Raw genomic sequence first — 24,512 nt, 5'->3', positions numbered from 1 at the left:
CGATCGGGCATTCATGACTTCTATTCTTGTCATGCCCCCAATCGATTGGATTCATAATGGTGTGCCCTCTAACATCAACGGAAAGGGCGATGTCTCGACGTGGCCTGACATAAGAGGATGACCAGATCTAATGGCCCTGATTCAGTATTTCGCGCGTATTCAGATCGAGTCAGGTTCTCGAAAGCTCATCGATGCGGAGGCGGGACGCCTGGGCTTGAAGCGGCCGATGGTCGTCACGGATCATGGCGTCGCCGGAGCAGGCGTGCTCGACCTCGTTCTGTCCGCGACCGCGCAAGGGGCGGACTGGCCGCAATTTCGCGACGTGCCGCCCAACCCGACGGTGGCCGCGTCCGAAGCGCTGCTCGCGCTGTACCGTGAACAGAATTGCGATGGCTTTCTCGCGGTCGGCGGCGGATCGGTCATCGATTGCGCGAAGGGTGCCGCCCTGATGCTGACGCATGATGTGCCGATCACCGAGCTTCTCGCCCGGCGGGGAGGGCTGGATCGCATCGGCCCGATCGCGCCGATTATCGCCGTTCCCACCATTTCGGGTACGGGGACCGAGATCGGACGCGGCGCTGGCCTGACGCTGGCGGATGGCGAGAAGGGCGTGTTCCTCAGCCATCACCTGATCCCGCGCGTGGCGATCTGCGATCCTGATCTGACGAAGAGCGCTCCCGCGCGGCTGAAGGCAGGATCGGGCATCGACGCGCTGGGCCACGCCATCGAGGCGTATCTTTCCCCGGCCTTCAATCCGCCGGCCGATGCAATCGCGCTCGATGCGATCGCGCGGCTGGTCGATTGCCTGCCGCGTGCCGTGCTCGACGCGGAGGATGGCGAGGCGCGCTTCGAGCTGATGATGGGCACTCTCGAGGCTGCGATGAGCATGTGGAAGGGGCTCGGCGCGGCCCATGCGCTGTCCATGCCATTCGATGATCTTGGCCTCCATCACGGCACGCTCGTCGGCGTGCTGATGCCCGAGGCGCTTCGCTTCGTGCTGCCCGCGGTGTCGGACGAGCGCCGCACGCGGCTGGCGGCGGCGCTACGGTGCGACGGGGATGCGATCCCGGCGACGCTGGCGGATCTCAACCGGCGCATAGGGCTTCCCGCCGGTCTGGCCGCGATGGGCGTGCCGGAAGACAGCCTGGAGCGCGCCGGGGTCGTCGCGGCGGCGACACCCTTCAATCATAGCGCGGCGCGTGCCGGGTCGGCCGAAGACTACACCGCGATGGCCCGCGCAGCGTTCAATTGAGGTGATCATGTCGTCGATTTCAAATGCAATTCCCCTGTTCGATCCGCGCACCGGCGAGAAGGACGGCGAGATCGTGCCCGCTACGTCTGCGGAGGTCGCCCAGGCCGCGCGGGAGCTCCGCGAAGGTCAGGCGAGCTGGGCGGCGCTGGGGCTCGACGGGCGGATCGCCGTGATGCGCCGCTGGGCGGATGCCATCGAAGCGAATGCCGCCAAGATCACGGCGGCGGAGATCCGGGATACCGGCCGCCGTCGCGTCGCGCGTGAGGTGCCGTTCATCGTCGCCGGCTCGATCCGGGGCTGGTGCAACCAGGCCCCCGAGATCGTTGCCCGGACGCTCTACGAGGGCACGTCCACGGTCATGCCGTCGATCAGCTATCGCACGCAGCTGGTGCCTTATCCCCTGGTTGGGGTCATCAGCCCCTGGAATCATCCATTCCTGCTTTCGATGCTCGACGGCGTTCCGGCCCTGCTCGCCGGCTGCGCGCTGCTCGTGAAGCCCAGCGAGGTCGCGCCGCGTTTCGCCGGGCCGGTCAGCGAAACCATCGCCACCGTGCCCGAACTCGCGGCCGTGCTGCGCTATATCGTCGGCGATGGCGCCACCGGCCAGGCGATGATCGAGGAAGTCGACGCGCTGTGCTTCACCGGGAGCGTCCCCACCGGCCGCAAGGTGGCCGAAGCCTGCGCCCGCCGCTTCATCCCGTCTTTCCTCGAACTGGGGGGCAAGGACGCCGTGATCGTCACCGGCACCGCCGATATTCAGCAGGCCGCCGCCGCCGTGCTGAAGGGCGCGGTCCATAATAGCGGCCAGATGTGTTTCGCGACCGAGCGCGCCTATGTCGCACGCGAGATATACGAGCCTTTCGTGGAAGAGTTGAAAAGCCAGGCGAGCAGGGTCGCGCTGTCCTATCCCGATATCGAGCACGGACATATCGGCCCCTATATCCTCGCCCGCCAGGCGGACATCGTCGATGCGCAGCTCGAAGAGGCCGTTCAGGCCGGCGCGACGGTGGAAGTGGGCGGCCCGAGCCAGACGCTGGGCGGTGGCCGCTACATGCCCGCGACCGTGGTGACCGGCGTCGATCACAGCATGCGCCTGATGCGGGAGGAGACCTTTGGGCCGGTGCTTCCGGTCATGCCCTATGACAGCGAAGCCGAAGCGATCGCGCTCGCCAATGACAGCGATTTCGGCCTGTCCGGCGCGGTGATCGCCGGCAGCGCGGAAGAAGCGGAGCGGATTGCCGAGCGGATGAACGCCGGCGCGATCAGCATCCAGGATACGTCGCTTACCATCTTCATCATGCGCGACGTCGAAAAGACGTCCTTCGGGATCTCGGGAATGGGCGGATCGCGCATGGGGCCGAACAGCCTCTTGCGGTTTTTCCGCAAGAAGGCGCTTATCCGCCAGTCCGGCCGCGTGATCGACATGGATTCGCTGGCCGAACACAATGCCGCATCCCACCACTGATGCGATCATGACCTCGGACTGGCGCGCGGGCATGTTCGCCCAGCCCGATGTCGAGGCGCGGATATTGCCGGGTGGCGAGGTTCTCCTGTCGTCCCGCATTGCGCGATCGCCACGTGTCCCGACCACGTTGCACTGGCTTGCGCGCTGGGCGGCGGAAACGCCCGAGGCGCCCTTCGTCACCGAAGCCGACGATGTGGCGGGCGGGCGCCGGGCGCTGAGCTATGGCGACGCGTGGCGTGACGCGGGACGGATCGGCGCAGGTCTGCTCGCCTCGGGCCTTCGTCCCGGCGATCGGCTGGCGGTGATCGCCGCGAACGGCGTCGATCATATGCGAATGGCGCTCGCGGCGATGCGGGCCGGGATCATCTATGTGCCCATCGCGACGCAATATGCCGCACCCCGGGCGAATGCGGCAAAGCTGGCAGGCGTTTTCGAGACGGTCCAACCCGCCGCGGTCTATTGCGACAGCGTTCAGGCAGCCCCGCTTGTCGCGGGTTTTGGCCTGCTGCTGGAGGGCCGGGCGGCGCTCGCGCTGCTCGCCGACCGGGGGGCGTCGGCGCATGAGCCCGATATCGCGGACCTCGATCCGGATGCCCCGGCCAAGCTGCTCCTGACATCGGGCTCTACGGGCACGCCGAAGGCGGTTCCCTATAGCCATGCGCTGATGACCGAAAATATGCAGGCGACGATCGACGTCTGGCCCTTCGTCGAGCGCAGCAAGCCGGTGCTGGTCGACTGGCTGCCGTGGAACCATGCCTTCGGGGGCAGCCACAACGTCAACCTCACATTGTCGCAGGGCGGCGCGCTGCATATCGATCCGTCGGGCGGAAAGCCCGATAAGCTCGCGGTCTCGCTGAAGGCTTTGCGGACGTTCAGGCCGACTATCCACGGCGCCGTCCCGGCCGGATGGGCGGCGCTGTTGCCCGCGATCGAAACCGATGCCGATTTCCGCCAGGCCTTTTTCGGCCGGATGGATGTGATGTTCTCCGCAGGAGCGGCGATGTCGTCCGACCTGTTCGGCCGGCTGTCGCGTGCGTCCGCGTCGGTGCGGGGGTATCCGGTGCCGATCGTCACCGGCTGGGGCGCGACCGAGACGGGGCCCGGCGCAACCATGGTGCATCAGGCCGACGTCCGGCCGGGCTGGATAGGAACGCCGCTCCCGGGCACCGAGATCAGGTTGGTGCCCTATGGCGAGAAGCTGGAGCTGCGCGTGCGCAGCCGTAGTGTGATGACGGGTTACTGGGGCCGCCCCGATCTGTCCGGCAACGCTTTCGATGCGGAGGGTTTCTACCGCTCCGGCGACGCGGGGAAGATGGTCAATCCCGATCGTCCCGAGCAAGGCCTCCTGTTCGACGGCCGGCTGCTCGATGATTTCAAGCTCGCCAATGGCAGCTGGGTCAATGCCAGCGCTCTCCGCATGGCGCTGTTGCGCCGCGCCGGCGGGGCCCTGCGCGACGTGGTGATCGTCGGCGCGGACAAGCCTGGGGTCGCGGCGCTCTGCTGGGTGGATGGAGACCTCAACCTGGAAGCGCTGTTCGCCGCCCATAACAGCGAGAATTCCGGTCAGACGATGCGGGTCGTGCAATTCGCCGCGCTGGCCACAGCGCCCAGCGTCGACGCTGGCGAACTGACGCCCAAGGGCGAGATCAACCGAAAGACATTGCTGGCCCGTCGCACCGGTGAAGTGGCCGCGCTTTACGAGGAAGAGGTACAGCTATGATTGCCGTCGATCACGTGGCCGAACTGGCGCCGCATGTGGGTGAGGAACTGGGCGTCAGCGATTGGGTGTTGCTCGACGAAGAAGCGATCGCTTCCTTCGGTAAAGTCACCGGCGACACCCATTGGGTTCATATGGATGCCGATCGCGCACGGCGCGAGACGCCGTTCGGCAGTTCGATCGCGCATGGCTTTTTCATCCTGTCGCTCGTCACCGGGCTGTCCGGCCAATGCTATGCGGTGCGCAATGCCAGCCGGTGGATGAACTATGGGGTGGACCGCGTGCGCTTCACCGCGGTGGTGGCTGCGGGGTCGCGCCTGCGCCTGCGTTTGAAGCTGCTCGAACTCGAACCCGCGAAGGCCGGCACACGCCTCCGGTTCGGCTGCACGCTCGAACTGGAAGGCAGCGAGCGGCCCGCCGCGGTCTGCGAATGGATTTGTATCGCCTATGAGGGGGAGGGGTGATGAGCGACGAAAATGATTTCGAGGATGTTGGCCAGCATGCGAGCTTTATCGGCCATGTAGGCGGGATCGGACGGCGGCGGACGGCGGACGGAGTCGAGACGTCGCTGCGCGTGGCACCGCATCATCTCAACCCGAACGGGACAACCCATGGCGGCGTGCTGATGACGCTGCTCGACATCACGCTCGGCATGGGCGTCGAAGCCTTCCTGAAGAGCGAGAGCGGTCGTCATCCCATCACCATCCAGCTCAACTGCAACATGATGGCTGCCGCGCCCGAGGGGGCGCTCGTCATCGGTCAGGCGCAGGTCGACGGATCGAGCAAGACCATGACATGGGCCAGCGGCCGCCTGATCGCCGACGGCCGCACCCTGATGACCGGCACCGCGGTGTTCCGCAATCCGCCCGTCGAACGTCCGTCCTGAGCGCGCCGCATGGATTTCGATCTTCCCGAGGAGCTCCAGCTCTTCCAGAACATGATGCGCCGCTTCGTGGACAACGAGCTGATTCCGCTCGAGCCGCGCGGCGAACTCGATGACGTGACGCGGGACGCCCTGCGTGAAAAGGCACAGGCCGCCGGGCTGTGGATGCTCGATGTACCGGTGGAGCTGGGTGGCCAGGGGCTGGGCCCGTTGGGCATGAGCCTCTTCTGGGAGGAGCTTTCGCGCACCGTGGCCGTGCCTTCGCGCGACACCTATATCTTTCGGTCGCTCGTCGGCCCGATCCTGCTTGGTCTCGAAGGCCAGCAGCGCGAACAATATCTGATGCCGGTGATCCGGGGCAAGATGACCCCGTGCTTCGCGATTACCGAGGCCGATGCGGGATCCGATCCGGGAGCGATGAGAACCCGCGCGGTCCGCAAGGGCGATCATTATGTGGTCAATGGCGTGAAGCGGTTCATCACTGGCGCGCGCAAAGCCGATATCGCCCAGCTGATCGCCTATACCGATCCATCGAAGGGCCTGCGCGGCCTGAGTTGTTTCCTGCTCGACATGCGCACGCCGGGCGTGTCGGTCACCGCCGACTACGACACGATGATGGGCGACCGACCGTGCGAGGTCACGCTGCAGGATGTGCGGATACCCGTCGAAAATCTGGTGGGCGCGGAAGGTGACGGGATGGCGCTCGCGCAGCGCTGGATCACCGAAGGGCGCATCTTGCGCCACGGCGCCCGGTCGCTGGGCGTGGCGGAGCGGTGCCTCGAACTCGGCACTTCTTATAGCCGGCAGCGAAAGACGTTCGGCGCGCTGCTGGCAAGCCGGCAAGCGGTGCAGTTCATGCTCGCGGACACCTATGCCGAGCTTCAGCAGGCGCGCTTGCTGGTCAGGGATGCCGCGAACGATCTCGAACTCGGCCGCGATGTGCGGCTGAAGTCCTGGATCGCGAAGAGCCAGGCGACCGAAATGGGCTTTCGAGCGGTCGATCGATGCATGCAGATCCATGGCGGTATGGGCCTGACCACCGAGATGCCGATCGAGCGCATGTGGCGCGAGCAGCGCTCGTTCATGATTACCGAGGGCGCTGCGGAAGTGATGCGCGTCTCAATCGCACGGAAGGTTTATGATCTCTATGAGTAGCAAGCCGATGATTTCGCGCATGGGCGCAAGCGTGCCAGACAAGATCTGGGTGCAGGGCAGGGATTTGTGCACTGATCTTCTCGGCAAGATCGGCTTTGCGGAGATGACCTGGCTGGAGCTGACGGGTGCGTTGCCGACGCCCGAGCAGACCGCGCTGCTGGAAGCGATGCTGCTCACGCTCGTCGAGCATGGCGCGACCCCGATGGCGATCGCAACCCGCCTGACCTATCTTGGCGCGCCCGAAGCTTTGCAGGGCGCGGTTGCCGCGGGCCTGCTCGGCATGGGCACCGCGTTCGCCGGGACGGCCGAGGGCGCCGCGAAGATGCTCTATGCAGCGCTGAAGGATGCGCCGGCGGACGAGGATCTCGAGATCATCGCCAGGCGCGTCGTCGATCGCGAGCTCGGCGCCAAGCGCCCCATTTTCGGCATCGGCCATAATCTTCACAAACCGATCGACCCGCGTACCCCGGTGCTTTTCTCGATCGCCGAGAAACAGGGATATAATGGCCGCTATGTCGCGTTGATCGAGGCCATCGCGACAGCGGCCGAGGCGCGTACCGGCAAATCGATGCCGGTCAACGCGACCGGGGCGATCGGCGCGCTATGTTGCGAGCTCGGCTTGGACTGGCGACTGTGTCGGGGGCTGGCGGTGATCGGCCGCGCGGTCGGCCTGGTAGGCCATATCGCCGAGGAATTGCGCACGCCGATCGCGAAGCAGATCTGGATGCGGACCGAAGAAGAAATCGCCCGCTCGGTGGCGTTGGCCGATCAGCAGATGGAGCGCGGTGCATGAGCGCCTCCCCGCGGTTGACCGACGACCAGCTGATGTTGCGCGACACCGTGCGACAGATCGCGGAGAATAATTTTCTCGAGCTGGCAGGGGAGGCGGATCGCAAGCTGCAACCCCCGATCGAGAATATCAGGACGCTCGCCGACCTCGGCTTCACCGGGACCTTCGTGCCGGAGGAATATGGCGGGCTAGGCCTTGGCGTTCTCGAAAATGCGCTGATGTATGAGCAGATTGCGCGCTCCTGCGCCAACACCGCGATATTGATGAGCGTGACCGACGGCGCGACGCCGCGCGCGATCCTTCATCTGGGGACAGAGGAGCAGAAGCGCCGCTATCTGCCGCGTTTCGTTTCGGGTGAACTGTTCTCGGCCTGGAGCATGTCGGAGGCGGAGGCGGGCTCGGACCTCGGCGCGATGAAATCGCGCGCCGTGCCGGACGGCGACGGCTATAGACTGAGCGGTTCGAAAATGTGGTGTTCGTGCGCCCAGGTGGCGGATCTCTTCCTCGTTCTCGTCCGGCTGAGCGATGCCAAGGGGCTGGCCGGCATCGGCGGCGTTCTCATCGAGCGGGGCACGCCCGGTTTCACCATCGGGCAGCATCTCGACCTCATCGGGCTTCGCGCGACCGGCATGGCCCCATTGTTCTTCGACGACTGCCATATCCCAGCCGAAAACATATTGTTTCCGGCTGGTGGCATGCGTGACCTCCTGAACGTGTTCAACGCCGACCGCATCGCCGGTAATCCCACCATCTGTCTCGGCGTCGCGGCCGCGGCGCTGAACGAGGCGGCCGACTATGTCGCGTCCCGCCGCCAGTTCGGGCAGTTGCTCAGCGACTTTCAGGGTCTGCGCTGGAAGCTGGCGGATATGGCGATCGATCTGGAGGCCACCCGGGCGCTCGTCTATCGCGCCGCGCAGATGATCGACGAGGGCAACATCGATCATATCGACGTTTCGATCGCCAAGACCTTCGCGAACGAGGCGGCGATGCGGATAACCGATGTCGCGATGCAACTCGCCGGTGCCTATGGCCTGTCTGCCGAATATTCGTTCGAACGGCATTATCGCGACGTCCGGGGGATGGCGGTGGGCTATGGCACCACCGAGATCCACCGCAACAATATCGGCAAGGCGATAGCCGAGGGCGCCTATCGCGCCTGAGCGACCGGGGTGTCACCCTCCTCGATCGGCACCGGGCACCGGGTGCGTCTGAAAAGGCAGGTGGCCAAGGAAGATTGGTGGCGAAGCACACTGACCTTGGCTGAGCGAACGGAAATCTAGCGCGGGCGGCCCTTCGACTTTTGAGGGGCGGCTTTGCCGGATTCGCAACCCAAAAGCTGTCAGTCCGCTTTCCACCCGATTGTGTTGAAAAAGGCGGCCTTGAAGTCTCGGGGCCGGTCTGATTCACTCGTGCCGGTCGGCAGGAGATGTGACGATGATGGGCGAGCGCACCGTGCCGCAGGAGGCGCTGTTCTACAGCTTCAACCTGGAGCGCCACGTTCCGGCCCACCACCTGCTGCGCTCGATCGACCGCTTCGTCGACCTGTCAGATGTGCGCGAGCAGTTGCGCCCGTTCTACAGCGAGACAGGACGGCCCTCGATCGATCCCGAGCTGATGCTGCGGATGCTGATCATCGGCTATGAAAGACCCCGCACTACGCGCCCGAGCCGAGGAAACGCTCGCTGCCATCATCGCTGCAGCTCTAAAGGATTCGGAATAGTTCGCCGCATGCGCACTATCCGCTCGACTTCGAGTCGAAGCCGAGCATTGGTATGCATGTGAATCGCCCTGGCTGATCTGAGCCGGTGCACGCTCCGACCAGGCGACTGGCGGGGCTCTGGGTGGTGGGACCGGCACTGGGGCCGGTCCATAGGAGACCACTCAGATGACCAAGCTCACCGACATGCAGCTCGTACTGCTGACCACCGCCTGCCAGCGTGAGGACGGTAGCCTGCTCCCACCTCCCGAGAGCCTGGGAGCGCAGGCTGCCCGTATCCGCAAGGCCGTCGAGGCTCTGATCAAGAAGGGATTCGCTGCCGAGCGGGAAGGCATGGCGGCCGCACAAGCGTGGCGAAGCGATGGCGATCTCGTCATTGGCGTCACCGTTACCGATGCGGGACGCGCTATCATCGATCCGCCGAGCACGAAGAACAATAAGGATGCCTCGGTCGACAGCGCGTCAGCGGTTACCCCTGCGGCCTCGCGCCCGGCTAGCAAACAGGCGCAGGTGATCGACCTCCTCAAGCGCAACGGCGGAGCAACGCTTACCGACATCGTCGAGCTGACCGGCTGGCTGGCGCACACCTCGCGTGCGGCGCTCACCGGGCTGCGCAAGAAGGGATACGCGGTGACCAGCGAGAAGGTCGAGGGCGTGACCCGCTACCAGATCAGCGCTGCAGCCTGACATGAGCCGCCTCGACGACAAACTGGCTGCGCTGGCGACGATGTCGCCGGCGCAGCTGCGCGGCGAATGGCTGCAGCTGTTCGGCAGCGCCGCACCGCACGCGGGGCATAAGCTGCTTGGCCTGGCTATTGCGCATCGGCTGCAGGAAAAAGGGAAGGGCGGACTTCCTGCTAAGATCACCCGCGAGATCGACACGATGATCAAGCACATAGAGAAAGGCGAGGAGATCAAAGCGTCGGCCTCGGCCACGCTGCGTCCCGGGACCCAACTGGTGCGAGAATGGCGTGGCAGCACCCACCGGGTGATGATCCTCGACGATTCCTATCTCTATCGGGACCAGCGCTATGGGTCGCTGAGTGAGATCGCTCGCAAGATCACCGGCGCTCACTGGTCGGGCCCGCGCTTCTTCGGCCTGAAAAAGACCGGCGCTGGAGCGGCATCATGAGCCGGGGCAGGGCGTCCGAGCCGCAGCGCCGGGAGAAGATCCGCTGCGCGATTTATACGCGCAAGTCGACCGAGGAAGGGCTTGATCAGGAATTCAATAGCCTGGATGCCCAGCGCGAAGCCTGTGCCGCCTATATCATGAGCCAACGTCACGAGGGCTGGACGCTGGTGCCCGACTATTATGACGATGGTGGCTTCACCGGTGGCAACATGGACCGCCCCGGCCTCAAGCAACTCCTCGCCGATATCGAAGCGGGCAAAGTCGACGTCATTGTCGTCTACAAGGTCGACCGCCTGACCCGTGCCCTCTCCGATTTCGCCAAGATCATCGACGTGCTCGATGAAGCAGGCGCCAGCTTCGTCAGCATCACCCAGGCCTTCAATACGACGACCAGCATGGGGCGGTTGACCCTAAACGTGCTGCTGAGCTTCGCCCAGTTCGAGCGTGAGGTCATTTCTGAGCGCGTCCGGGACAAGGTTGCGGCCTCAAAGCGCAAAGGCATGTGGATGGGTGGCAACTGCCCGCTCGGCTACGACATCCGCGACCGTAAGCTGGTCGTAAACGAGGCCGAAGCCGACACGGTGCGCTTGATCATGCGCCGCTATGTCGAGCTGGGTAGCGTTTATGACTTGGTCGCCGAGTTAAGAGCCAAGGGCATCACCTCGAAGGTTCATCGCAACGAAGAAGGGAAGATCTGGGGCGGCAAGCCCATCACGGCGGGCGCGCTTTATCATATCCTCAGCAACCCCCTCTATCGCGGGGTGGTGGCTCACAAAGGCGAAGCCCATCCCGGCGAGCATGACGCGATCGTCGATGACGACCTCTGGGATGCCGTCCAGGCCAAAATGGCATCGAACCGGATCGAACGCCAGCATCAGACCAATGTCGCCGGGGTCAGCCTGCTCGCTGGCATGATTCGCGATGGGGAGGGGCGGAGGATGACCCCAAGCCATGCCAGCCGAGGGGATGTCCGCTACCGCTATTATAATTCGGTCGATGAAGGCGAGGGGCCGCATGCGCGCCCAATCCGCATCGCCGCACGCGACGTCGAGAAGGCGGTCATCGAGAGCATCGAACGGCTACTCGGTGCGTCCTCACAGCTTATACTGCTCTACCCCCAGCATGATCGCGAAGGTTATGAGACCGCAGATCTGCTCCGCTCGGCTGCGTTGCTGCATCGAACCATCCCGACCATGTCACCATCTGACCAGCGAGCCCTGCTGCTCGACCTGGATCTGACGGTGATCGTCGACGCAGATCGCATCGAGGCGCAGATTGCTCATAGCCAACTGGGCAAGCGCCTCGGCATCGACAGGTTCGATGCTGATCATACTCCCATCGCACTCAGCATCCCGACCCTGCTGGTTCGGCGTGGCACTGATGTGAAGCTAACTATTCAATTCGATGCTGCTGCATCGCCAAGCCGGCGCGATGCCAAACTGGTCGAGTTGATCGCGAAGGCGCACCAGGCGAAGCGACAGCTCGGTCTCGATGGCAAGCCGCCGACGGTCGATCCGAAGCTGGACTATCATGCCCGCAACCATCTCGCGCGCATCGCGCGCTTCGCTTTCCTGGCGCCGGAGATCATAACGGCGATCCTGGAAGGATCGCAGCCTACCGGTCTGTCCGTCCGCAAGCTGATGCGGAGCTCCGATCTGCCGATGGACTGGAAGCAGCAAAAGCTTATGCTTGGCTTCGGCTGACCTCCAGTCGCCATAAGCCAATGGGCGGCGCTCCGGCGCCGCCCTTTTTTGTTGGTCGTCCTGCTGACGCCACCATCTATTCCCAGTGTCACCAAACTGGCCCTCGGAGACTTTGAGCCATTTGCGACCATGGCTATCGGTCAAATCGGTCTCTGGAGCTGAGGGCGTGAGATCGCGACGCGCAAACCCACGGAAAGTGGGGCATTTTCTGCCGATATCGGGGAAGTCTCATATGCCGCCTTTGGCGGTGAAAGAAATGGCTCCCCGGGCCTGATTCGAACAGGCGGCCGTCCGATTAACAGTCGGATGCTCTACCGCTGAGCTACCGGGGATCATTTCAACGCCCTAAGGCGAGGCGCGCCTATAGCAGCGCCTTCTTGCGCGTTGCAAGCCCTTAGGAACAGAAGATGAGGATATGGTTAAAGCCGCTGTCCGATCGCCGGTTTTCCGGGCTTCAGGACGCGAATTGTTCCATGGTGATGCGGTCGTCCAGCGCATGTTCGGGGTCGAACATCAGCGTCAGCGGGCTGGTGCGGTCGATGCCGACGCTGATATGCGCCACGTCGCGGACTTCGCGCTGGTCGGCGACGGCGGAGACCGGGCGCTTCACCGCGTCGAGCACACGGAACGAGATCGCATTCTTGTTGGGCAATATGGCCCCGCGCCAGCGCCGGGGCCGGAACGGGCTGATCGGCGTGAGCGCGAGCAGCGACGATTCGAGCGGCAGGATCGGCCCTTGCGCCGACAGGTTGTAGGCCGTGGACCCCGCCGGGCTCGCCACCAGCACCCCGTCGCACACCAGTTCGGGCAGGACCACGCGGCCGTCGACCAGCACCTCGATCTTGGCGGTCTCGCGGGTTTCGCGCAGCAGCGATATCTCGTTGATCGCGGGCATGGTCAGCCGCTCGCCGTCCACCGTCGTCGCGTCCATCCGCAGCGGCAGCACGGTGATCGCCTTGGCGTGCTGGAGCCGCAGCTCGAGCAGGTCGGGCCGCCAGTCGTTCATCAGAAAGCCGACCGTGCCGAGGTTCATCCCGAACACCGGCAATATCCGATGCCGGTCGAGCATCGCGTGCAGGGTGCGCAGCATGAAGCCGTCGCCGCCCAGCGCGACGATCAGGTCGGCCTGTTCGACCGGATGCCATTCATAGAGCCTGCGCAGCTCGGCGACCGCGGCCTGGGCGGCGTCGGTCGGCGAGGCGACGAGCGCCATCCGCTTTTCGGTCATCCGCCAGTAACGCTCATGTGCCGCGACACCGCCGGCGCCGCACCCGGCGCGTCGATGCGAAAGGCGTGGCGCTCGGGCTTCATCCGCATCGCCCGGTCGAGCAGCGCGTCGATCTCCCCTGGAGCGCCCTCGCGCAGTGCGCGGCGCAGGTCGAGCCGGTCCTCATGGCCCAGGCACATGTAGATCTGCCCGGTCGCTGTGACCCGGACGCGGTTGCAGCCGTCGCAGAAATTGTTCGTCAGCGGTGTGATCAGGCCGAGCCGCGCATCGAGTTCCTCCACCAGGAAATAGCGCGCCGGGCCGCCGGTGCGATAATTGAGCGGGCTCAGCGTGAATTGTTGTTCGAGGTCACGGCGCACGCCGTCAAGCGGCAGGTAGCGGTCGGTGCGGTCGTCCTCGATCTCGCCCAGCGGCATCGTCTCGATCAGGGTCAGGTCATGGCCTTCGGCCGCGCACCAGCGCAACATCGGCACGATCTCGGCCTCGTTGAGGTCCTTGAGCGCGACCATGTTGATCTTGACCGCGATCCCCGCCTCGCGCGCTGCGGCGATGCCGTCGAGCACGACCGGCAGGTCGCCGCCGCGGGTGATGAAGCCGAAGCGCTCGGGATCGAGGCTGTCGAGGCTGACATTGATCCGCCGCACCCCCGCATCGGCCAGTGCTCCGGCCTGGCGGCGCAACTGGCTGCCATTGGTGGTGATGGTGAGTTCGTCGAGACCGTCGCCGATCCGCCGGCCGATCGTGCGGACCAGATCCTCGATTCCGCGCCGCACCAGGGGTTCGCCGCCGGTCAGCCGGATTCGCCTGATCCCGCGCGCGATGAACGCGTCGGCGAGCGCCGCTAGCTCTTCCAGCGTCAATATCTCGCGCTTGGGCAGAAACTGCATCCGCTCGGACATGCAATAGCGGCAGCGGAAATCGCACCGGTCGGTGACCGACAGGCGCAGATAGGAGATGCGCCGGCCGAAACTGTCGGCAAGCGGCCCTGCTCCGGTCGTCGGCATCGGTTTCATCTGCGCCATCGTCCTGTCTTAGCAGGCCGCTTGGGCCAAGCATAGCGCAGCCGCTAAAGATCGCCTCCGCGGGTGCTTTGCGATTGGCCTGACCGTGCCGATAGGATAACACACCTGCGATGACCCGGGGCAAGAGCGTGAGCGAAGCAGCTGTCAGACGCGGCGCGGCCCCGTCCAGGCTCCCGCTTTTCCTGCTGTCCTTCCATCACCGCGATACGCTGGCCGAGATGGTCGAACGGGCCGGTTGCCAGGTCATCGCCGCGCGGCGCGCCGATGCCGTCACCCGGCGCTTCATCGCCTCGGGGGCGGCGGTCGCGCTGGTCGATGGCCGCGATGCGACCGAGGAGGCTATTGCGGCGTGCAAAGGGCTCGCCTCCGCCGCCAGTTCGGTGGGCTCGGCGCTGGTGGCGATCGTCGAGGACCACGCGGCGCTGGAGCGGTTCTACGACGCCGGCATCACCCATTATCTCATGGCGCCTCTTATGGAGGCAGAACTGGCAATCGCGCTGCGCCTGGCGAACCGGCTCGTCGAGCGCGTCGTCGGCAGCGGCCGGGCGGCCTCTGACCGCGCGGCGCTGCGGCTAGCCGAGTCCGAGGCGTGGATCTGGAAGCCGGGCGACCGGATGGTGCGGATCAGCCCGGCCTTTGCCGAACGTATCGGCATCCATGGCGATATGGTGCCCGCGACCCGGCTGATCCGGCTGATGGACCAGCCGAGCCGGCGGCTGGCGCGCGAGGCGATCGATCGATTGCTGGTCAGCGGCCGGGGCACCGCCTTCGCGCATGGCGCTCCGCTCTATGGCGACAAACTGGCGCATCACATCTCCTTCGACGACACCCGGGGCGCGGTGGTCGCCTGGATCGAGGCGACCCGCCCGGACGGCGCGGAGCGCGAGAGTGACGACATGCTCACCGGCCTGCCGTCGGCAGACCGTATCCGCGCCTGGGTGGAGGAGCGGCTGGCCGATGAGACCGCCGACGAGCCGCGCTGCGCCTTGCTGATGCTCGGCGTGATGCGCTTCGGTCTCGTCAACGCCGCCTTCGGCCGCGCGACCGGCGACGCGGTGCTGCAGGGCGTCGCGCGGCGGATCGAGCGGGTGATCGCACGGATCGGCGTCGGCAATGCGATGATCGCGCGCACCGCGGGCTCCGAATTCGCGATCGCGCTCGGCCCCCCGGTCAGCGCCGACAGCGCCGAACTGATCGCCAACCGTCTCGTCGAAAGCGTGGCCTGGCCTTTCGTGTCGGGCGAATCGCTCATCCCCTTGTCCTGCCGCGTCGGCATCGCTGCGGTCGATCCCGATGGCCGCCGCGATGCGGGCACGCTGTTCCAGCGCGCAGCCGCGGCGCTCGCCGCCGCCAAGCATGGCGATGCCGGCATGGTGCGTGCGCTCGACGCCGACAGCGAAGCCGAGGCGCACCGCCGCAACCAGCTGGAGATCGACCTGCGCCGCGCGCTCGACGATGACCAGATCGACATCCTGTTCCAGCCGCAGGTCGATATCGCCAGCGGCGTGATCATGGGGGTGGAGGCGCTGGCGCGCTGGCGGCACCCTTTACTGGGCGAACTGGGCGCGGTGCCGCTGTTCGCGACCGCCGCGCGTTCCGATTTCGTCGTCCAGTTGTCGAGCCATATCCAGTCGCGCGCGCTACGCCTTGCCGCGGCCTGGCCCGAGCGGATGGGGAAGTTGCGCGTGTCGGTCAACGTCACGTCGGCGGACATCGCCCGGCCCAATTTCGTCGAGGACTTTCTCGGCAGGATCGACGAGGCCGGCTTCCCGCGCGACCGGTTGACCGTCGAGGTCACCGAAAGCGGCCTGATCGCCGATCTGGCCGGCGCCGCCGAACTACTGGACCAGCTGCGCCGCGCCGGGTTGCGGGTGGCGATCGACGATTTCGGTACCGGTTATTCGAGCCTCGCCTATCTGAAGGCGTTGCCACTCGACTATCTCAAGATCGACAAGACCCTGGCCGAGGATATCACCGGGTCGACCCGCGACCGGATCGTGGTGCGCGCGGTGATCGACATGGCCCGCTCGCTCGGCCTCGCCGTGATCACCGAGGGGGTCGAGACCAAGGCCCAACTTTCGCTGCTCGCCCGCGAAGGCTGTAATTTCTATCAGGGCTATCTTTGCTCGCCCCCCGTCGACAGCGCTACCCTCGAAGCGATGTTGATCGAGAACCGGGCGCTGATGCCTGCGACAGAAGAGCCGCTGGTCTGACCTATCTCCCCTTCCTGAAAGGGAGGGGTAGGGGGTGGGTTGGCGTGTGCAGCACGCCTCGATAACTTCTCGCCCATGACAAGAGTGCCAGAGCACATGACCGCCAACGCCCGTGCGCTCCGTAACGGCGTAACCGAGGCTGAGCGTTTGATCTGGCGGCGCATCTCGATCTATCGACCACGCTTCACGCGGCAATTGGTCGTCGGGCCATATATCCTTGATTTGGCATGCCGAACCGCGAAGCTCGCTATCGAGTTCGACGGCAGTCAGCATATCGACGCTGTCGCCTATGATCGGGCGCGGACCGACTACCTTGAACAGACCGGCTGGTGCGTGATCCGTTTTTGGAATGGCGAAGTGCTCGAAAATCCAGATGGTGCTGTTGAGATGATCTTGGCGAAGACCGCCGAGTGCCTCGGCGGTACCCACCCCCAACCCCTCCCTTCCAGGGAGGGGAGAATAAGGACACCGCGCACTAGAAACTCCCCTCCCTGAAAGGGAGGGGCAGGGGGTGGGTTGGCGCGTTTAGCGCGCTGCCCTCAACTCAATATCTTCGCCAATCCCCGCGACAATTGCAGCGCGCCATTCAACCGCGCCTTGGCATCCGGCCATGGCCGGGTGATCACCAGCTTACTGTCGGGACGCAGCTTCGCGCCGATCCGGTCGACATAGGCCAGCAGCCCGGGCAGGTCCGGGAAATGGTCGTTGTGGAAGGTGACGAGCGCCCCGCGCGGACCGGCATCGAGCTTGGCGACGCAGGCCTTGCGGCAGTTGAGCTTGGTTTCGATCACAGTGAGCAGATTCTGCGTCGCGTCGGGCAGCGGTCCGAAGCGGTCGATCATCTCGGCGGCAAAGGCCTCGATCTCCTGCTTGCTCTCGGCCTCATTCATGCGGCGGTAGAGACCCATGCGCAGGTCGAGATCTGGGACATAGTCGTCGGGGATCAGGATCGGCGCATCGACGTTGATCTGCGGGCTGAACGCCTCGCGCTTGGCGTCGGCCAGGCCGCCCGCCTTGGCCTCCAGGATCGCCTCCTCCAGCATCGACTGATAGAGTTCGAAACCGACCTCCTTGATATGCCCCGACTGTTCGTCGCCGAGCAGATTGCCCGCGCCGCGGATGTCGAGGTCGTGGCTGGCGATCTGGAAGCCCGCCCCCAGCGTGTCGATATTCTGGAGGATGTGCAGCCGCTTCTCGGCGGTCTCGGTCAGCGTGCGGTTGCCGGTGGTCAGATAGGCATAGGCGCGCGTCTTTGACCGGCCGACCCGGCCGCGCAGCTGATAAAGCTGGGCGAGGCCGAATTTGTCGGCGCGGTTGACGATCAGCGTGTTGGCCGACGGGATGTCCAGCCCGCTCTCGATGATCGTCGTCGAGACGAGGATATCGAACTTCTTGTCATAGAAGGCCGACATCCGCTCCTCGACTTCGCCGGCAGACATCTGTCCGTGCGCGACGACATAGCTGACCTCGGGCACTTCCTTGCGCAGATAGTCCTCGATGTCCGGCAGGTCCTTGATCCGTGGCGTCACGAGGAAGCTCTGCCCGCCGCGATAATGTTCGCGCAGCAGCGCCTCGCGGATCACCACCCCGTCCCAGGGCGCAACATAGGTGCGCACCGCCAGCCGGTCGACCGGCGGGGTCTGGATCACCGAAAGCTCGCGCAGCCCCGACATCGCCATCTGCAGCGTGCGCGGGATCGGTGTCGCGGTCAGCGTCAACATGTGGACGTCGGTCTTGAGCGCCTTCAGCCGCTCCTTATGGGTAACCCCGAAGCGCTGTTCCTCATCGACGATGACGAGGCCCAGCCGCTTGAACTCGATCCCCTTGGCCAGCAGCGCATGGGTACCAACGATGATGTCGAGCGACCCGTCGGCAAGCCCATCCTTCGCCTTCTTCGCGTCGCCTGCGCTCACCAGCCGCGACAGATGGCCGACATTGATCGGGAAGCCGTGGAAACGGTCGACGAAATTCCTGTAATGCTGGCGCGCGAGCAGGGTGGTCGGGCAGATCAGCGCCACCTGCATCCCCGCCATCGCCGCGACGAAGGCCGCGCGCAACGCGACCTCGGTCTTGCCGAATCCGACATCGCCGCACACCAGCCGGTCCATCGGCTTGCCCGCGCCCAGATCTTCGATCACGTCGGCGATCGCACGATCCTGGTCCTCGGTCTCCTGATAGGGGAAGCGGTCGACGAACTCATTATAGCCACTCTCGGGCTGAACGACATCGGCGGGGCGCAGCGCGCGTTCGGCTGCGGTCTTGATCAGTTCGCCCGCGATCTCGCGGATGCGCTCCTTCATCCGCGCCTTGCGCGTCTGCCAGCCGACGCCGCCCAGCTTGTCGAGCTGCGCGCCCTCGCTCTCCGCGCCATAGCGGCTGAGCACATCGATATTCTCGACCGGCACGTAGAGTTTGTCGCCGCCGGCATAGCTGAGCGCGACGCAGTCATGCGGCGAAGTGCCCACGGGAATCGAGGTCAGCCCCTCATAGCGGCCGATGCCATGGTCCATATGGACGACCAGATCGCCGGGGCTGAGCGTTGCCAGCTCGGCGAGGAAGGCGTCTGCCGATTTCTTGCGCTTCTGCCGCCGGACGAGCCGGTCGCCGAGCATGTCCTGCTCGGTGAGCAGCGCGATGTCGCCGCTGGTGAAGCCATGGCCGAGCGGGACGACGGCAAGGGCGGCCCCGCCGCGCGGTGCCTGACCCTGTGCTTCCTGCCAGCTTGCCGACAACGCCACCCGATCGAGGCCGTGATCCTTGAGCAGGCCGGAGAAACGCTCGCGCGAGCCGATCGAATAGCTGGCGAGGATGACCTTCTTGCCCGCCTTGCCCAGCGCTTCGACATGTTCGACGACCGCGTCATAGACGTTGACGCCCTGGTTGCGCTCGGGCGCGAAATCGCGGGCGGCATCGACGCCCATGTCGATCACGCGTGCGGTCTCGGGCTCGGCGAAGGGGGTAATCAGATGGATCGGCCGGTCGGCCGCCGTGCGCTCCCACTCCTCGGCGGTCAGGTAGAGCTCGTTCGGTTCCAGCGGGCGGTAGCTGCCGGGATCGGCGCTGCGCGCGCGGACGCGGTTGGCGTGATAATCGGTGATCGCCTCGAACCGTGCTTCGCCCGCCTTGATCGATCCCGCCTCGCGCAGGATCAGGTCATCGTCGGACAGATGGTCGAAGAACGTGGTCAACCGCTCCTCGAACAGCGGCAGCCAATGGTCCATGCCCGCCAGCCGCCTTCCGTCGGACACCGCCTGATAGATCGGATCGCCGGTCGCGGTCGCGCCGAAGCGTTCGCGATAGCGGCTGCGGAAACGCTTGATCGATTCCTCGTCGAGCAGCGCTTCGGAGGCGGGGAGCAGGGTGAAGCCCTTTATCGTGCCGATCGTACGCTGGTCGGCGGCGTCGAACTGGCGGACGCTCTCGATCTCGTCGCCGAAGAAGTCGAGGCGCAGCGCATGGGGTTCGCCGGCCGGGAAGAGGTCGACCAGCCCGCCGCGCACCGCATATTCCCCCGGGTCGGTGACGGTGTCGGTGCGGACATAGCCGTTCGCCTGGAGCAGCGCGGCGAGCTTGTCGCGGTCGATACGCTCGCCGGGTGCGAGCCGGGCGACGAGCTGGCGGATGCGGAAGGGGGTGAGTACCCGCTGGGTGATCGCGTTGATCGTCGTCGCGACCAGCACCGGTTCCTGCGGTTTCGCCTGCAAGGCCTGCAGCGTGGCGAGCCGATCCGACGTGGCACGCAGCGCCGGGCTGGCGCGGTCATAGGGCAGGCAGTCCCAGGCCGGAAACTGCAGCACCGACAATTCGGGGGCGAAGTAGCGCGCCGCGTCGGCGATGGCCTGCATCGCCTGATCGTCGGCGGCGACGAATATCAGCCGCCCGCCTCGCGCCGCGGTGGCGCGTGCGAGATCGGCGAGCAGCCAGGGCTGAAACCCGGCAGGTGCCCGCGCGAGGGTCAGGGCCTCGCCGGCTTTGAGGATGCGTTGCAGGTCGGTCATCTGTCTTCTGAGTGCTTGGGGTTCAGCGCGGGATGTCGACGTAATCGATCCGCTGCATCCGCTCCATCATCGGCCCCCGCCATTCGGGCGGAACCGGGATCGTCCCCAGCACCCAGCCCAATATGTCCGGGTCCTCCTGACCGAGCAGCCCCTCGAACCAGTCGAGCGACACGTCGTCCCAGCCCTGGTGGAGCCGGTCGAAAAAGCCGCCCATCATATAGTCGGCTTCCCGGGTTCCCCGGTGCCATGCGCGAAAGCGCAGGCGTTTAAGGCGATCTTCGCGATCCATGGTCTTCCAATGCAAAATTGGCCCGCGGGCGATTGGCAAGCCTGCGGGCGGAACGTTAGAAGCCATCTAGTGATGCGGCCCGATATCCTCAACCCGTTGTTCGCCGAAGTGGAGGCGCTGAAAGGTGTTGGCCCGACCTTGGCTAAGCCGCTCAAGAAATTGCGGCTCGAACGGGTCGTTGATGTGCTGTTCCGTCTTCCCACCGGGTCGATCGAGCGCAAGCCGGTCGACACGGTCGAGGCGGAGGATAGCGGGCGAATCGTCACCGTGCGCGTGGTGCCGGTCAGCTACCGTGCCTCGGGCGGGCGCGGGCCGTTCCGGGTCGGCGTCACCGATCAGGCGGGCAATGTGCTCAGCCTCGTCTATTTCGGCGGCAATCCCGGCTGGGCGAAGAAGCTGCTGCCGATCGGTGAGCCGCGTATCGTCTCGGGCAAGCTCGAACTTTATGGGCAGGAACTGCAGATGATCCATCCCGATCATGTGCTGCCCCCCGACGAGGCGGTCGACCTGCCGGTCCGCGAGAGCGTCTATCCACTGTCCGAAGGGCTGACGACGCGGCGCATGGGCCAGCTTGCCGAACAGGCGGTCGCGCGCGCGCCGGAGCTTTCCGAATGGATCGAGCCGAGTCTGCTTGCCGCGCGCGGCTGGCCCGGCTGGCGCGAGGCCCTGGTCCGCGTCCATGCCGATCCGGCTGACGAGCTCGCCCGTCAGCGGCTCGCCTATGACGAGCTGTTCGCCAACCAGCTCGCGCTGATGCTGGTCCGCGCCTCGTCGCGGCGGCGCAAGGGCACACCGCTCCAGGGCGACGGGCGGCTGCGCGACGCGCTCAGGCTGCCTTACGCGCCAACCGGCGCGCAGAGCCGCGCGGTGGCGGAGATCGAGGGCGACCTCGCCCAGCCGGTGCCGATGACCCGGCTGCTCCAGGGCGACGTCGGATCGGGCAAGACGCTGGTCGCGACGATGGCGCTGCTCGTTGCGGTCGAGGCGGGGTCGCAGGGCGCGTTGCTCGCTCCCACCGAAATCCTCGCCCGTCAGCATTATGAGACGCTCCGCCGCACCCTCGCTGGCCTGCCCGTCAATGTCGCGATCCTGACCGGGCGGGAGAAGGGCAAGACGCGCGAGGCGACGCTGATGGGTCTCGCCGACGGCTCGATCGACATCCTCGTCGGCACCCATGCGATCTTCCAGGACAAGGTCGCCTATCGCAACCTCGCGCTCGCCGTGGTCGACGAGCAGCATCGCTTCGGCGTCGCGCAGCGGATGCTGCTCCAGAACAAGGCTGAGCGGCCGCCGCACCTGCTGGTGATGACCGCGACCCCGATCCCCCGCACGCTGACCCTCAGCCATTATGGCGAGATGGATGTCAGCCGCCTGGACGAGATGCCGCCGGGCCGCCAGCCGATCGAGACGCGCGTCATTTCCGGTGATCGGCTGGATGAGATTGCGGGCGCGCTCGGGCGGCATATGGCGAAGGGCGGTCAGGCCTATTGGGTCTGCCCGCTGGTCGAAGAGAGCGAACAGTCCGACCTCGCCGCCGCGGAGAGCCGCGCGGAGAGCCTGCGCCATTTGTTCGGGGATCGGGTCGGCGTCGTCCATGGCCGGATGAAAGGGCCGGAGAAGGACGCGGTGATGGCCGAGTTTCAGGCGAACCGGCTCGGGGTGCTCGTCGCGACGACGGTGATCGAGGTTGGCGTCGACGTGCCCAACGCCACGCTGATGATCATCGAGGCCGCCGACCGCTTCGGCCTTGCGCAGCTTCACCAGTTGCGCGGTCGGGTAGGGCGCGGCGACCAGCAATCGACGTGCCTATTGCTGCGCGGCAATGCCCTGTCGGAAACATCGCGTGCCCGGCTGGCGCTGATGCGTGAGACCAATGACGGCTTCCGCATCGCCGAGGAGGACCTGCGTCTGCGCGGCGCGGGCGAGATATTGGGGACGCGCCAGTCGGGCGAGGCCGAGTTCCGGCTGGCGGGGCCTGAGCGGACCGCCGCGCTGATCGAGGCGGCGACCCAGGATGCGCGCTTGCTCGTCGATCGCGACGGAGGGCTCGAAGCGGAGCGGGGGCAGGCGGCGCGGACCGCGCTCTACCTGTTCGAACGCGACGCGGCGGTGGGGCTGCTGCGCGCCGGATAGGGTGGGAGCAGCGCGCGGAAGGGAACGCTGCTCCCGAGACGGTCAGCCCATCGGCCAGCGCTGGCGCTTGGCGCGCGCGGCGTTGAGCATCGCGGCATAGGCGTAACTGTCGATCGGCTTGATGAACTCCGCGCCGACCCGGCCGCCCAGCGACCAGACGACCTTCGCGGAAACCTGGCCGAGGCGGGGCAGCGCGAGACGGACGATGGTGCCCTTCGGCGTTTCACCATATTCGCGGGCCATGAAGCCCAGCGGCGAGATGTTGACCAGCAGCACGTCGCTGCCGCTGTCCTGGGTGAACATGCGCGTCGGCAGGGCCACGTCGTCGCGCGGCGCGCGGCGCTGCTCGGCATATTTGGCGTCCTCGTCGGTTGACGAGGGCAGGGTGGGCGCTGGCTGGGTCATGGTCTCATGTCCTTGTTTCAACATGAGAATTGCCTACGGGACTTGCCAGTGTGTTAAGCCTCAGGGTTACCAGCAGGTTAAGCGGGATTTTCTCCGCCTTATTGCGACCATCGGTTTAGGCCGCGCTCACTTGCGCAGATCGGCGGGGAGAGTCGGCTGCGAAATGATCGCTTCCATCCGCTTCCAGCGCGCCGCCGGCGATTCGCCCGCGCGGTGCAGGTCGGCGGTCACCATGTCCTGACCAAGGCCGTAGTTGATCACATAGCTGCGATATTGTTCGGTGAAGCGCAGCGACTGTTCGGCGCGCTTGCGGCTGATGAGCTGATAGGTCTGGATCAGGTCGAGCGCGACGTCGCGGCCGATCTTGCCGTCGAGATAGTCGGCGGCGATCGTCATCCGTGCGCCCGCGAGCCTGTGGAGCAGATCGAGCAGCCGGTCATAGGATGCGGCGCTGGCCGGATCGAGGTCGGCGATCGGGTAGAGCGTCGCGGCTTCGAACGCGGCGCGCTGCGGCCCTGGAAAGGCCAGCTCGATCCCGGCATTGGCCGATCCCTCGGCGATGAAGCTTTGCGGGCTGAACAGCGGATAGACGGTGAACTCGACCCAGCCCTTCGCGCGGGCGAGGTTGCGTTCGAGCAGCATGTTCAGTGCGTGATGGCCGGGATAGCCCTCATGGCAGCCGAGATCGACCGCGCGGTCGATCCGTACCGGCAGGTCGGTATTGACCTGGATCAGGCTGTGGGCGTCACCCTTGTACCAGTTGTAACCCGACCAGCTCTTGCCGGTGACGAACTCGAGTTCGAACCGCTCCTGCTGCGGCATTGCGATATGCGCCGCCGTGCGCGCGCGGCACTCGGCGATCGCGGCGCGCATCACCGGTTCGAGCTTCGAAGTGGGGATCACATAGCGGTTCTGATAGGCATCGACACGCTGCCAGAGCGGGCCGTCGCCGGGAACGAGCTGCTCGATCTCGGCGAGGACCGGATCATAGCTGTTGAGCGGCTTCAGCGCGGGGCGGACCCCGAACAGACCCTGCGCCTCGTCGGCGAAGCTGAACTTCTCGCCGGCGATCATAGCCAGCCTGGTCTCGGCGGCCTTGAGCTGCGCGGCGAGGAAGGCGCGGCGGCTACGGTCGGCGGGCGTCAGCTTCGCGGGCTTGATCGCGGCGAGCTTCGTCGCGAGCGCATGGGCGTCCTTGCGCAGCGTCGCAACATCGCGGGGCTTCGCCTTGGCTTCGGCGGCCCATTCCGCCGGGCCGTAATAGGCGTCGACATAACCATCCTCGCGCTGCCCGGCTTCGAGGGTCAGGCGGACATAGTCCTGCGCGATCCCGTCGAGCGGCGAAGGCGGGCGCTTGGCGGCGACACCGAAGGCCAGCACGGCCGCGAGGAGGATGGTGCGGATCATGGC

General features: G+C 65.8%; 20 protein-coding genes, 1 tRNA gene and 1 pseudogene. 15 read left to right on the top strand and 7 right to left on the bottom strand.

All coding sequences use genetic code 11. The features are described 5' to 3' along the window. Positions 1 to 130: 130 nt before the first annotated feature. From ASE00_RS10685 to ASE00_RS10630, 12 genes and pseudogenes are all read left to right on the top strand, one after another. On the top strand, positions 131 to 1,252 hold the full coding sequence (locus ASE00_RS10685) for an iron-containing alcohol dehydrogenase (protein WP_056380064.1): 1,122 nt from the start codon (positions 131 to 133) through the stop codon (positions 1,250 to 1,252). Between the two features lie 7 nt (positions 1,253 to 1,259). Next, positions 1,260 to 2,717 carry an aldehyde dehydrogenase family protein gene (locus ASE00_RS10680; RefSeq protein ID WP_056381567.1) on the top strand — a complete coding sequence of 486 codons (1,458 nt, stop codon included), beginning with the start codon at positions 1,260 to 1,262 and terminating at the stop codon, positions 2,715 to 2,717. A gap of 7 nt (positions 2,718 to 2,724) precedes the next feature. Continuing rightward, positions 2,725 to 4,437, top strand: a complete 1,713-nt coding sequence (locus ASE00_RS10675) for an AMP-binding protein (protein ID WP_162256437.1) — start codon at positions 2,725 to 2,727, stop codon at positions 4,435 to 4,437. Continuing rightward, positions 4,434 to 4,898, top strand: a complete 465-nt coding sequence (locus tag ASE00_RS10670) for a MaoC/PaaZ C-terminal domain-containing protein (protein WP_056380060.1) — start codon at positions 4,434 to 4,436, stop codon at positions 4,896 to 4,898. The genes ASE00_RS10675 and ASE00_RS10670 overlap by 4 nt, the downstream gene beginning before the upstream one ends. After that, a complete protein-coding gene (locus ASE00_RS10665; protein ID WP_056380058.1) occupies positions 4,898 to 5,320 on the top strand; it encodes a PaaI family thioesterase in 423 nt (140 codons plus the stop codon). Before ASE00_RS10670 ends, ASE00_RS10665 begins: the two co-directional genes overlap by 1 nt. Before the next feature lie 9 nt (positions 5,321 to 5,329). After that, positions 5,330 to 6,472: an acyl-CoA dehydrogenase family protein gene (locus ASE00_RS10660; RefSeq protein WP_056380056.1), complete on the top strand. Its 1,143-nt coding sequence runs from the start codon at positions 5,330 to 5,332 to the stop codon at positions 6,470 to 6,472. Further along, the gene (locus ASE00_RS10655; protein WP_056380053.1) at positions 6,465 to 7,265 is read left to right on the top strand and encodes a citryl-CoA lyase; all 801 of its coding nucleotides are present in this window, start codon (positions 6,465 to 6,467) and stop codon (positions 7,263 to 7,265) included. Before ASE00_RS10660 ends, ASE00_RS10655 begins: the two co-directional genes overlap by 8 nt. Then, complete coding sequence (locus tag ASE00_RS10650; RefSeq protein WP_056380049.1) at positions 7,262 to 8,422, top strand: acyl-CoA dehydrogenase family protein; 1,161 nt, start codon at positions 7,262 to 7,264, stop codon at positions 8,420 to 8,422. The genes ASE00_RS10655 and ASE00_RS10650 overlap by 4 nt, the downstream gene beginning before the upstream one ends. Positions 8,423 to 8,696: 274 nt before the next feature. Further along, positions 8,697 to 8,903, top strand: a pseudogene (locus tag ASE00_RS10645) (transposase); the annotation flags it as partial. A 244-nt stretch (positions 8,904 to 9,147) separates the two neighbouring features. Beyond that, positions 9,148 to 9,666, top strand: a complete 519-nt coding sequence (locus ASE00_RS10640) for a DUF3489 domain-containing protein (protein ID WP_056380047.1) — start codon at positions 9,148 to 9,150, stop codon at positions 9,664 to 9,666. A gap of 1 nt (position 9,667) precedes the next feature. Then, positions 9,668 to 10,111 (top strand): DUF2924 domain-containing protein, encoded by a 444-nt coding sequence (locus ASE00_RS10635; RefSeq protein WP_056380046.1) that lies wholly within the window; start codon positions 9,668 to 9,670, stop codon positions 10,109 to 10,111. Next, on the top strand, positions 10,108 to 11,814 hold the full coding sequence (locus tag ASE00_RS10630) for a recombinase family protein (RefSeq protein ID WP_056380044.1): 1,707 nt from the start codon (positions 10,108 to 10,110) through the stop codon (positions 11,812 to 11,814). Before ASE00_RS10635 ends, ASE00_RS10630 begins: the two co-directional genes overlap by 4 nt. Positions 11,815 to 12,071: 257 nt before the next feature. Here the strand turns inward: ASE00_RS10630 and ASE00_RS10625 are convergent. From ASE00_RS10625 to moaA, 3 genes are all read right to left on the bottom strand, one after another. Further along, positions 12,072 to 12,146 (bottom strand) — tRNA-Asn (locus tag ASE00_RS10625). Between the two features lie 122 nt (positions 12,147 to 12,268). Then, positions 12,269 to 13,042, bottom strand: coding sequence for an NAD kinase (locus ASE00_RS10620; protein WP_056380042.1), 774 nt, complete (start codon positions 13,040 to 13,042; stop codon positions 12,269 to 12,271). Then, on the bottom strand, positions 13,039 to 14,064 hold the full coding sequence (moaA, locus tag ASE00_RS10615; RefSeq protein ID WP_056380040.1) for a GTP 3',8-cyclase MoaA: 1,026 nt from the start codon (positions 14,062 to 14,064) through the stop codon (positions 13,039 to 13,041). The genes ASE00_RS10620 and moaA overlap by 4 nt, the downstream gene beginning before the upstream one ends. 110 nt (positions 14,065 to 14,174) lie before the next feature. On the opposite strand from moaA, the gene ASE00_RS10610 reads away from it, so the two are divergent. Further along, entirely contained in the window at positions 14,175 to 16,277 is a 2,103-nt protein-coding gene (locus ASE00_RS10610; protein WP_056380038.1) for a putative bifunctional diguanylate cyclase/phosphodiesterase, read from the top strand. Between the two features lie 75 nt (positions 16,278 to 16,352). After that, the gene (locus ASE00_RS10605; RefSeq protein WP_056380037.1) at positions 16,353 to 16,772 is read left to right on the top strand and encodes an endonuclease domain-containing protein; all 420 of its coding nucleotides are present in this window, start codon (positions 16,353 to 16,355) and stop codon (positions 16,770 to 16,772) included. 44 nt (positions 16,773 to 16,816) lie between these two features. Here the strand turns inward: ASE00_RS10605 and mfd are convergent, their stop codons facing one another. Both mfd and ASE00_RS10595 read right to left on the bottom strand, forming a co-directional pair. Beyond that, positions 16,817 to 20,275 carry a transcription-repair coupling factor gene (gene mfd / locus ASE00_RS10600; RefSeq protein ID WP_056380035.1) on the bottom strand — a complete coding sequence of 1,153 codons (3,459 nt, stop codon included), beginning with the start codon at positions 20,273 to 20,275 and terminating at the stop codon, positions 16,817 to 16,819. Between the two features lie 22 nt (positions 20,276 to 20,297). Continuing rightward, complete coding sequence (locus ASE00_RS10595) at positions 20,298 to 20,564, bottom strand: succinate dehydrogenase assembly factor 2 (RefSeq protein ID WP_056380033.1); 267 nt, start codon at positions 20,562 to 20,564, stop codon at positions 20,298 to 20,300. 72 nt (positions 20,565 to 20,636) lie between these two features. Between ASE00_RS10595 and recG the strand changes: the two genes are divergently transcribed. After that, positions 20,637 to 22,697: an ATP-dependent DNA helicase RecG gene (recG, locus tag ASE00_RS10590; protein WP_056380031.1), complete on the top strand. Its 2,061-nt coding sequence runs from the start codon at positions 20,637 to 20,639 to the stop codon at positions 22,695 to 22,697. A 42-nt stretch (positions 22,698 to 22,739) separates the two neighbouring features. Here recG and ASE00_RS10585 read toward each other — a convergent pair whose 3' ends face one another. Beyond that, positions 22,740 to 23,102: a PilZ domain-containing protein gene (locus ASE00_RS10585; protein WP_056380029.1), complete on the bottom strand. Its 363-nt coding sequence runs from the start codon at positions 23,100 to 23,102 to the stop codon at positions 22,740 to 22,742. A gap of 126 nt (positions 23,103 to 23,228) precedes the next feature. Beyond that, complete coding sequence (locus ASE00_RS10580; protein WP_056380026.1) at positions 23,229 to 24,509, bottom strand: hypothetical protein; 1,281 nt, start codon at positions 24,507 to 24,509, stop codon at positions 23,229 to 23,231. Between the last annotated feature and the right edge of the window lie 3 nt (positions 24,510 to 24,512).

The organism is Sphingomonas sp. Root710 (genome assembly GCF_001429065.1).
Classification (GTDB): Bacteria; Pseudomonadota; Alphaproteobacteria; order Sphingomonadales; family Sphingomonadaceae; genus Rhizorhabdus.
This window is presented reverse-complemented; position numbering and strand designations above follow the sequence as displayed.

What these genes read in the sequence shown, in the direction of transcription:
- ASE00_RS10685 (WP_056380064.1), top strand. Translation starts at nt 131, where the DNA reads ATGGCCCTGATTCAGTATTTCGCGCGTATTCAGATCGAGTCAGGTTCT.
- ASE00_RS10680 (WP_056381567.1), top strand. Translation starts at nt 1,260, where the DNA reads ATGTCGTCGATTTCAAATGCAATTCCCCTGTTCGATCCGCGCACCGGC.
- ASE00_RS10675 (WP_162256437.1), top strand. Translation starts at nt 2,725, where the DNA reads ATGACCTCGGACTGGCGCGCGGGCATGTTCGCCCAGCCCGATGTCGAG.
- ASE00_RS10670 (WP_056380060.1), top strand. Translation starts at nt 4,434, where the DNA reads ATGATTGCCGTCGATCACGTGGCCGAACTGGCGCCGCATGTGGGTGAG.
- ASE00_RS10665 (WP_056380058.1), top strand. Translation starts at nt 4,898, where the DNA reads ATGAGCGACGAAAATGATTTCGAGGATGTTGGCCAGCATGCGAGCTTT.
- ASE00_RS10660 (WP_056380056.1), top strand. Translation starts at nt 5,330, where the DNA reads ATGGATTTCGATCTTCCCGAGGAGCTCCAGCTCTTCCAGAACATGATG.
- ASE00_RS10655 (WP_056380053.1), top strand. Translation starts at nt 6,465, where the DNA reads ATGAGTAGCAAGCCGATGATTTCGCGCATGGGCGCAAGCGTGCCAGAC.
- ASE00_RS10650 (WP_056380049.1), top strand. Translation starts at nt 7,262, where the DNA reads ATGAGCGCCTCCCCGCGGTTGACCGACGACCAGCTGATGTTGCGCGAC.
- ASE00_RS10640 (WP_056380047.1), top strand. Translation starts at nt 9,148, where the DNA reads ATGACCAAGCTCACCGACATGCAGCTCGTACTGCTGACCACCGCCTGC.
- ASE00_RS10635 (WP_056380046.1), top strand. Translation starts at nt 9,668, where the DNA reads ATGAGCCGCCTCGACGACAAACTGGCTGCGCTGGCGACGATGTCGCCG.
- ASE00_RS10630 (WP_056380044.1), top strand. Translation starts at nt 10,108, where the DNA reads ATGAGCCGGGGCAGGGCGTCCGAGCCGCAGCGCCGGGAGAAGATCCGC.
- ASE00_RS10620 (WP_056380042.1), bottom strand. Translation starts at nt 13,042, where the DNA reads ATGACCGAAAAGCGGATGGCGCTCGTCGCCTCGCCGACCGACGCCGCC.
- moaA (WP_056380040.1), bottom strand. Translation starts at nt 14,064, where the DNA reads ATGGCGCAGATGAAACCGATGCCGACGACCGGAGCAGGGCCGCTTGCC.
- ASE00_RS10610 (WP_056380038.1), top strand. Translation starts at nt 14,175, where the DNA reads ATGACCCGGGGCAAGAGCGTGAGCGAAGCAGCTGTCAGACGCGGCGCG.
- ASE00_RS10605 (WP_056380037.1), top strand. Translation starts at nt 16,353, where the DNA reads ATGACAAGAGTGCCAGAGCACATGACCGCCAACGCCCGTGCGCTCCGT.
- mfd (WP_056380035.1), bottom strand. Translation starts at nt 20,275, where the DNA reads ATGACCGACCTGCAACGCATCCTCAAAGCCGGCGAGGCCCTGACCCTC.
- ASE00_RS10595 (WP_056380033.1), bottom strand. Translation starts at nt 20,564, where the DNA reads ATGGATCGCGAAGATCGCCTTAAACGCCTGCGCTTTCGCGCATGGCAC.
- recG (WP_056380031.1), top strand. Translation starts at nt 20,637, where the DNA reads ATGCGGCCCGATATCCTCAACCCGTTGTTCGCCGAAGTGGAGGCGCTG.
- ASE00_RS10585 (WP_056380029.1), bottom strand. Translation starts at nt 23,102, where the DNA reads ATGACCCAGCCAGCGCCCACCCTGCCCTCGTCAACCGACGAGGACGCC.
- ASE00_RS10580 (WP_056380026.1), bottom strand. Translation starts at nt 24,509, where the DNA reads ATGATCCGCACCATCCTCCTCGCGGCCGTGCTGGCCTTCGGTGTCGCC.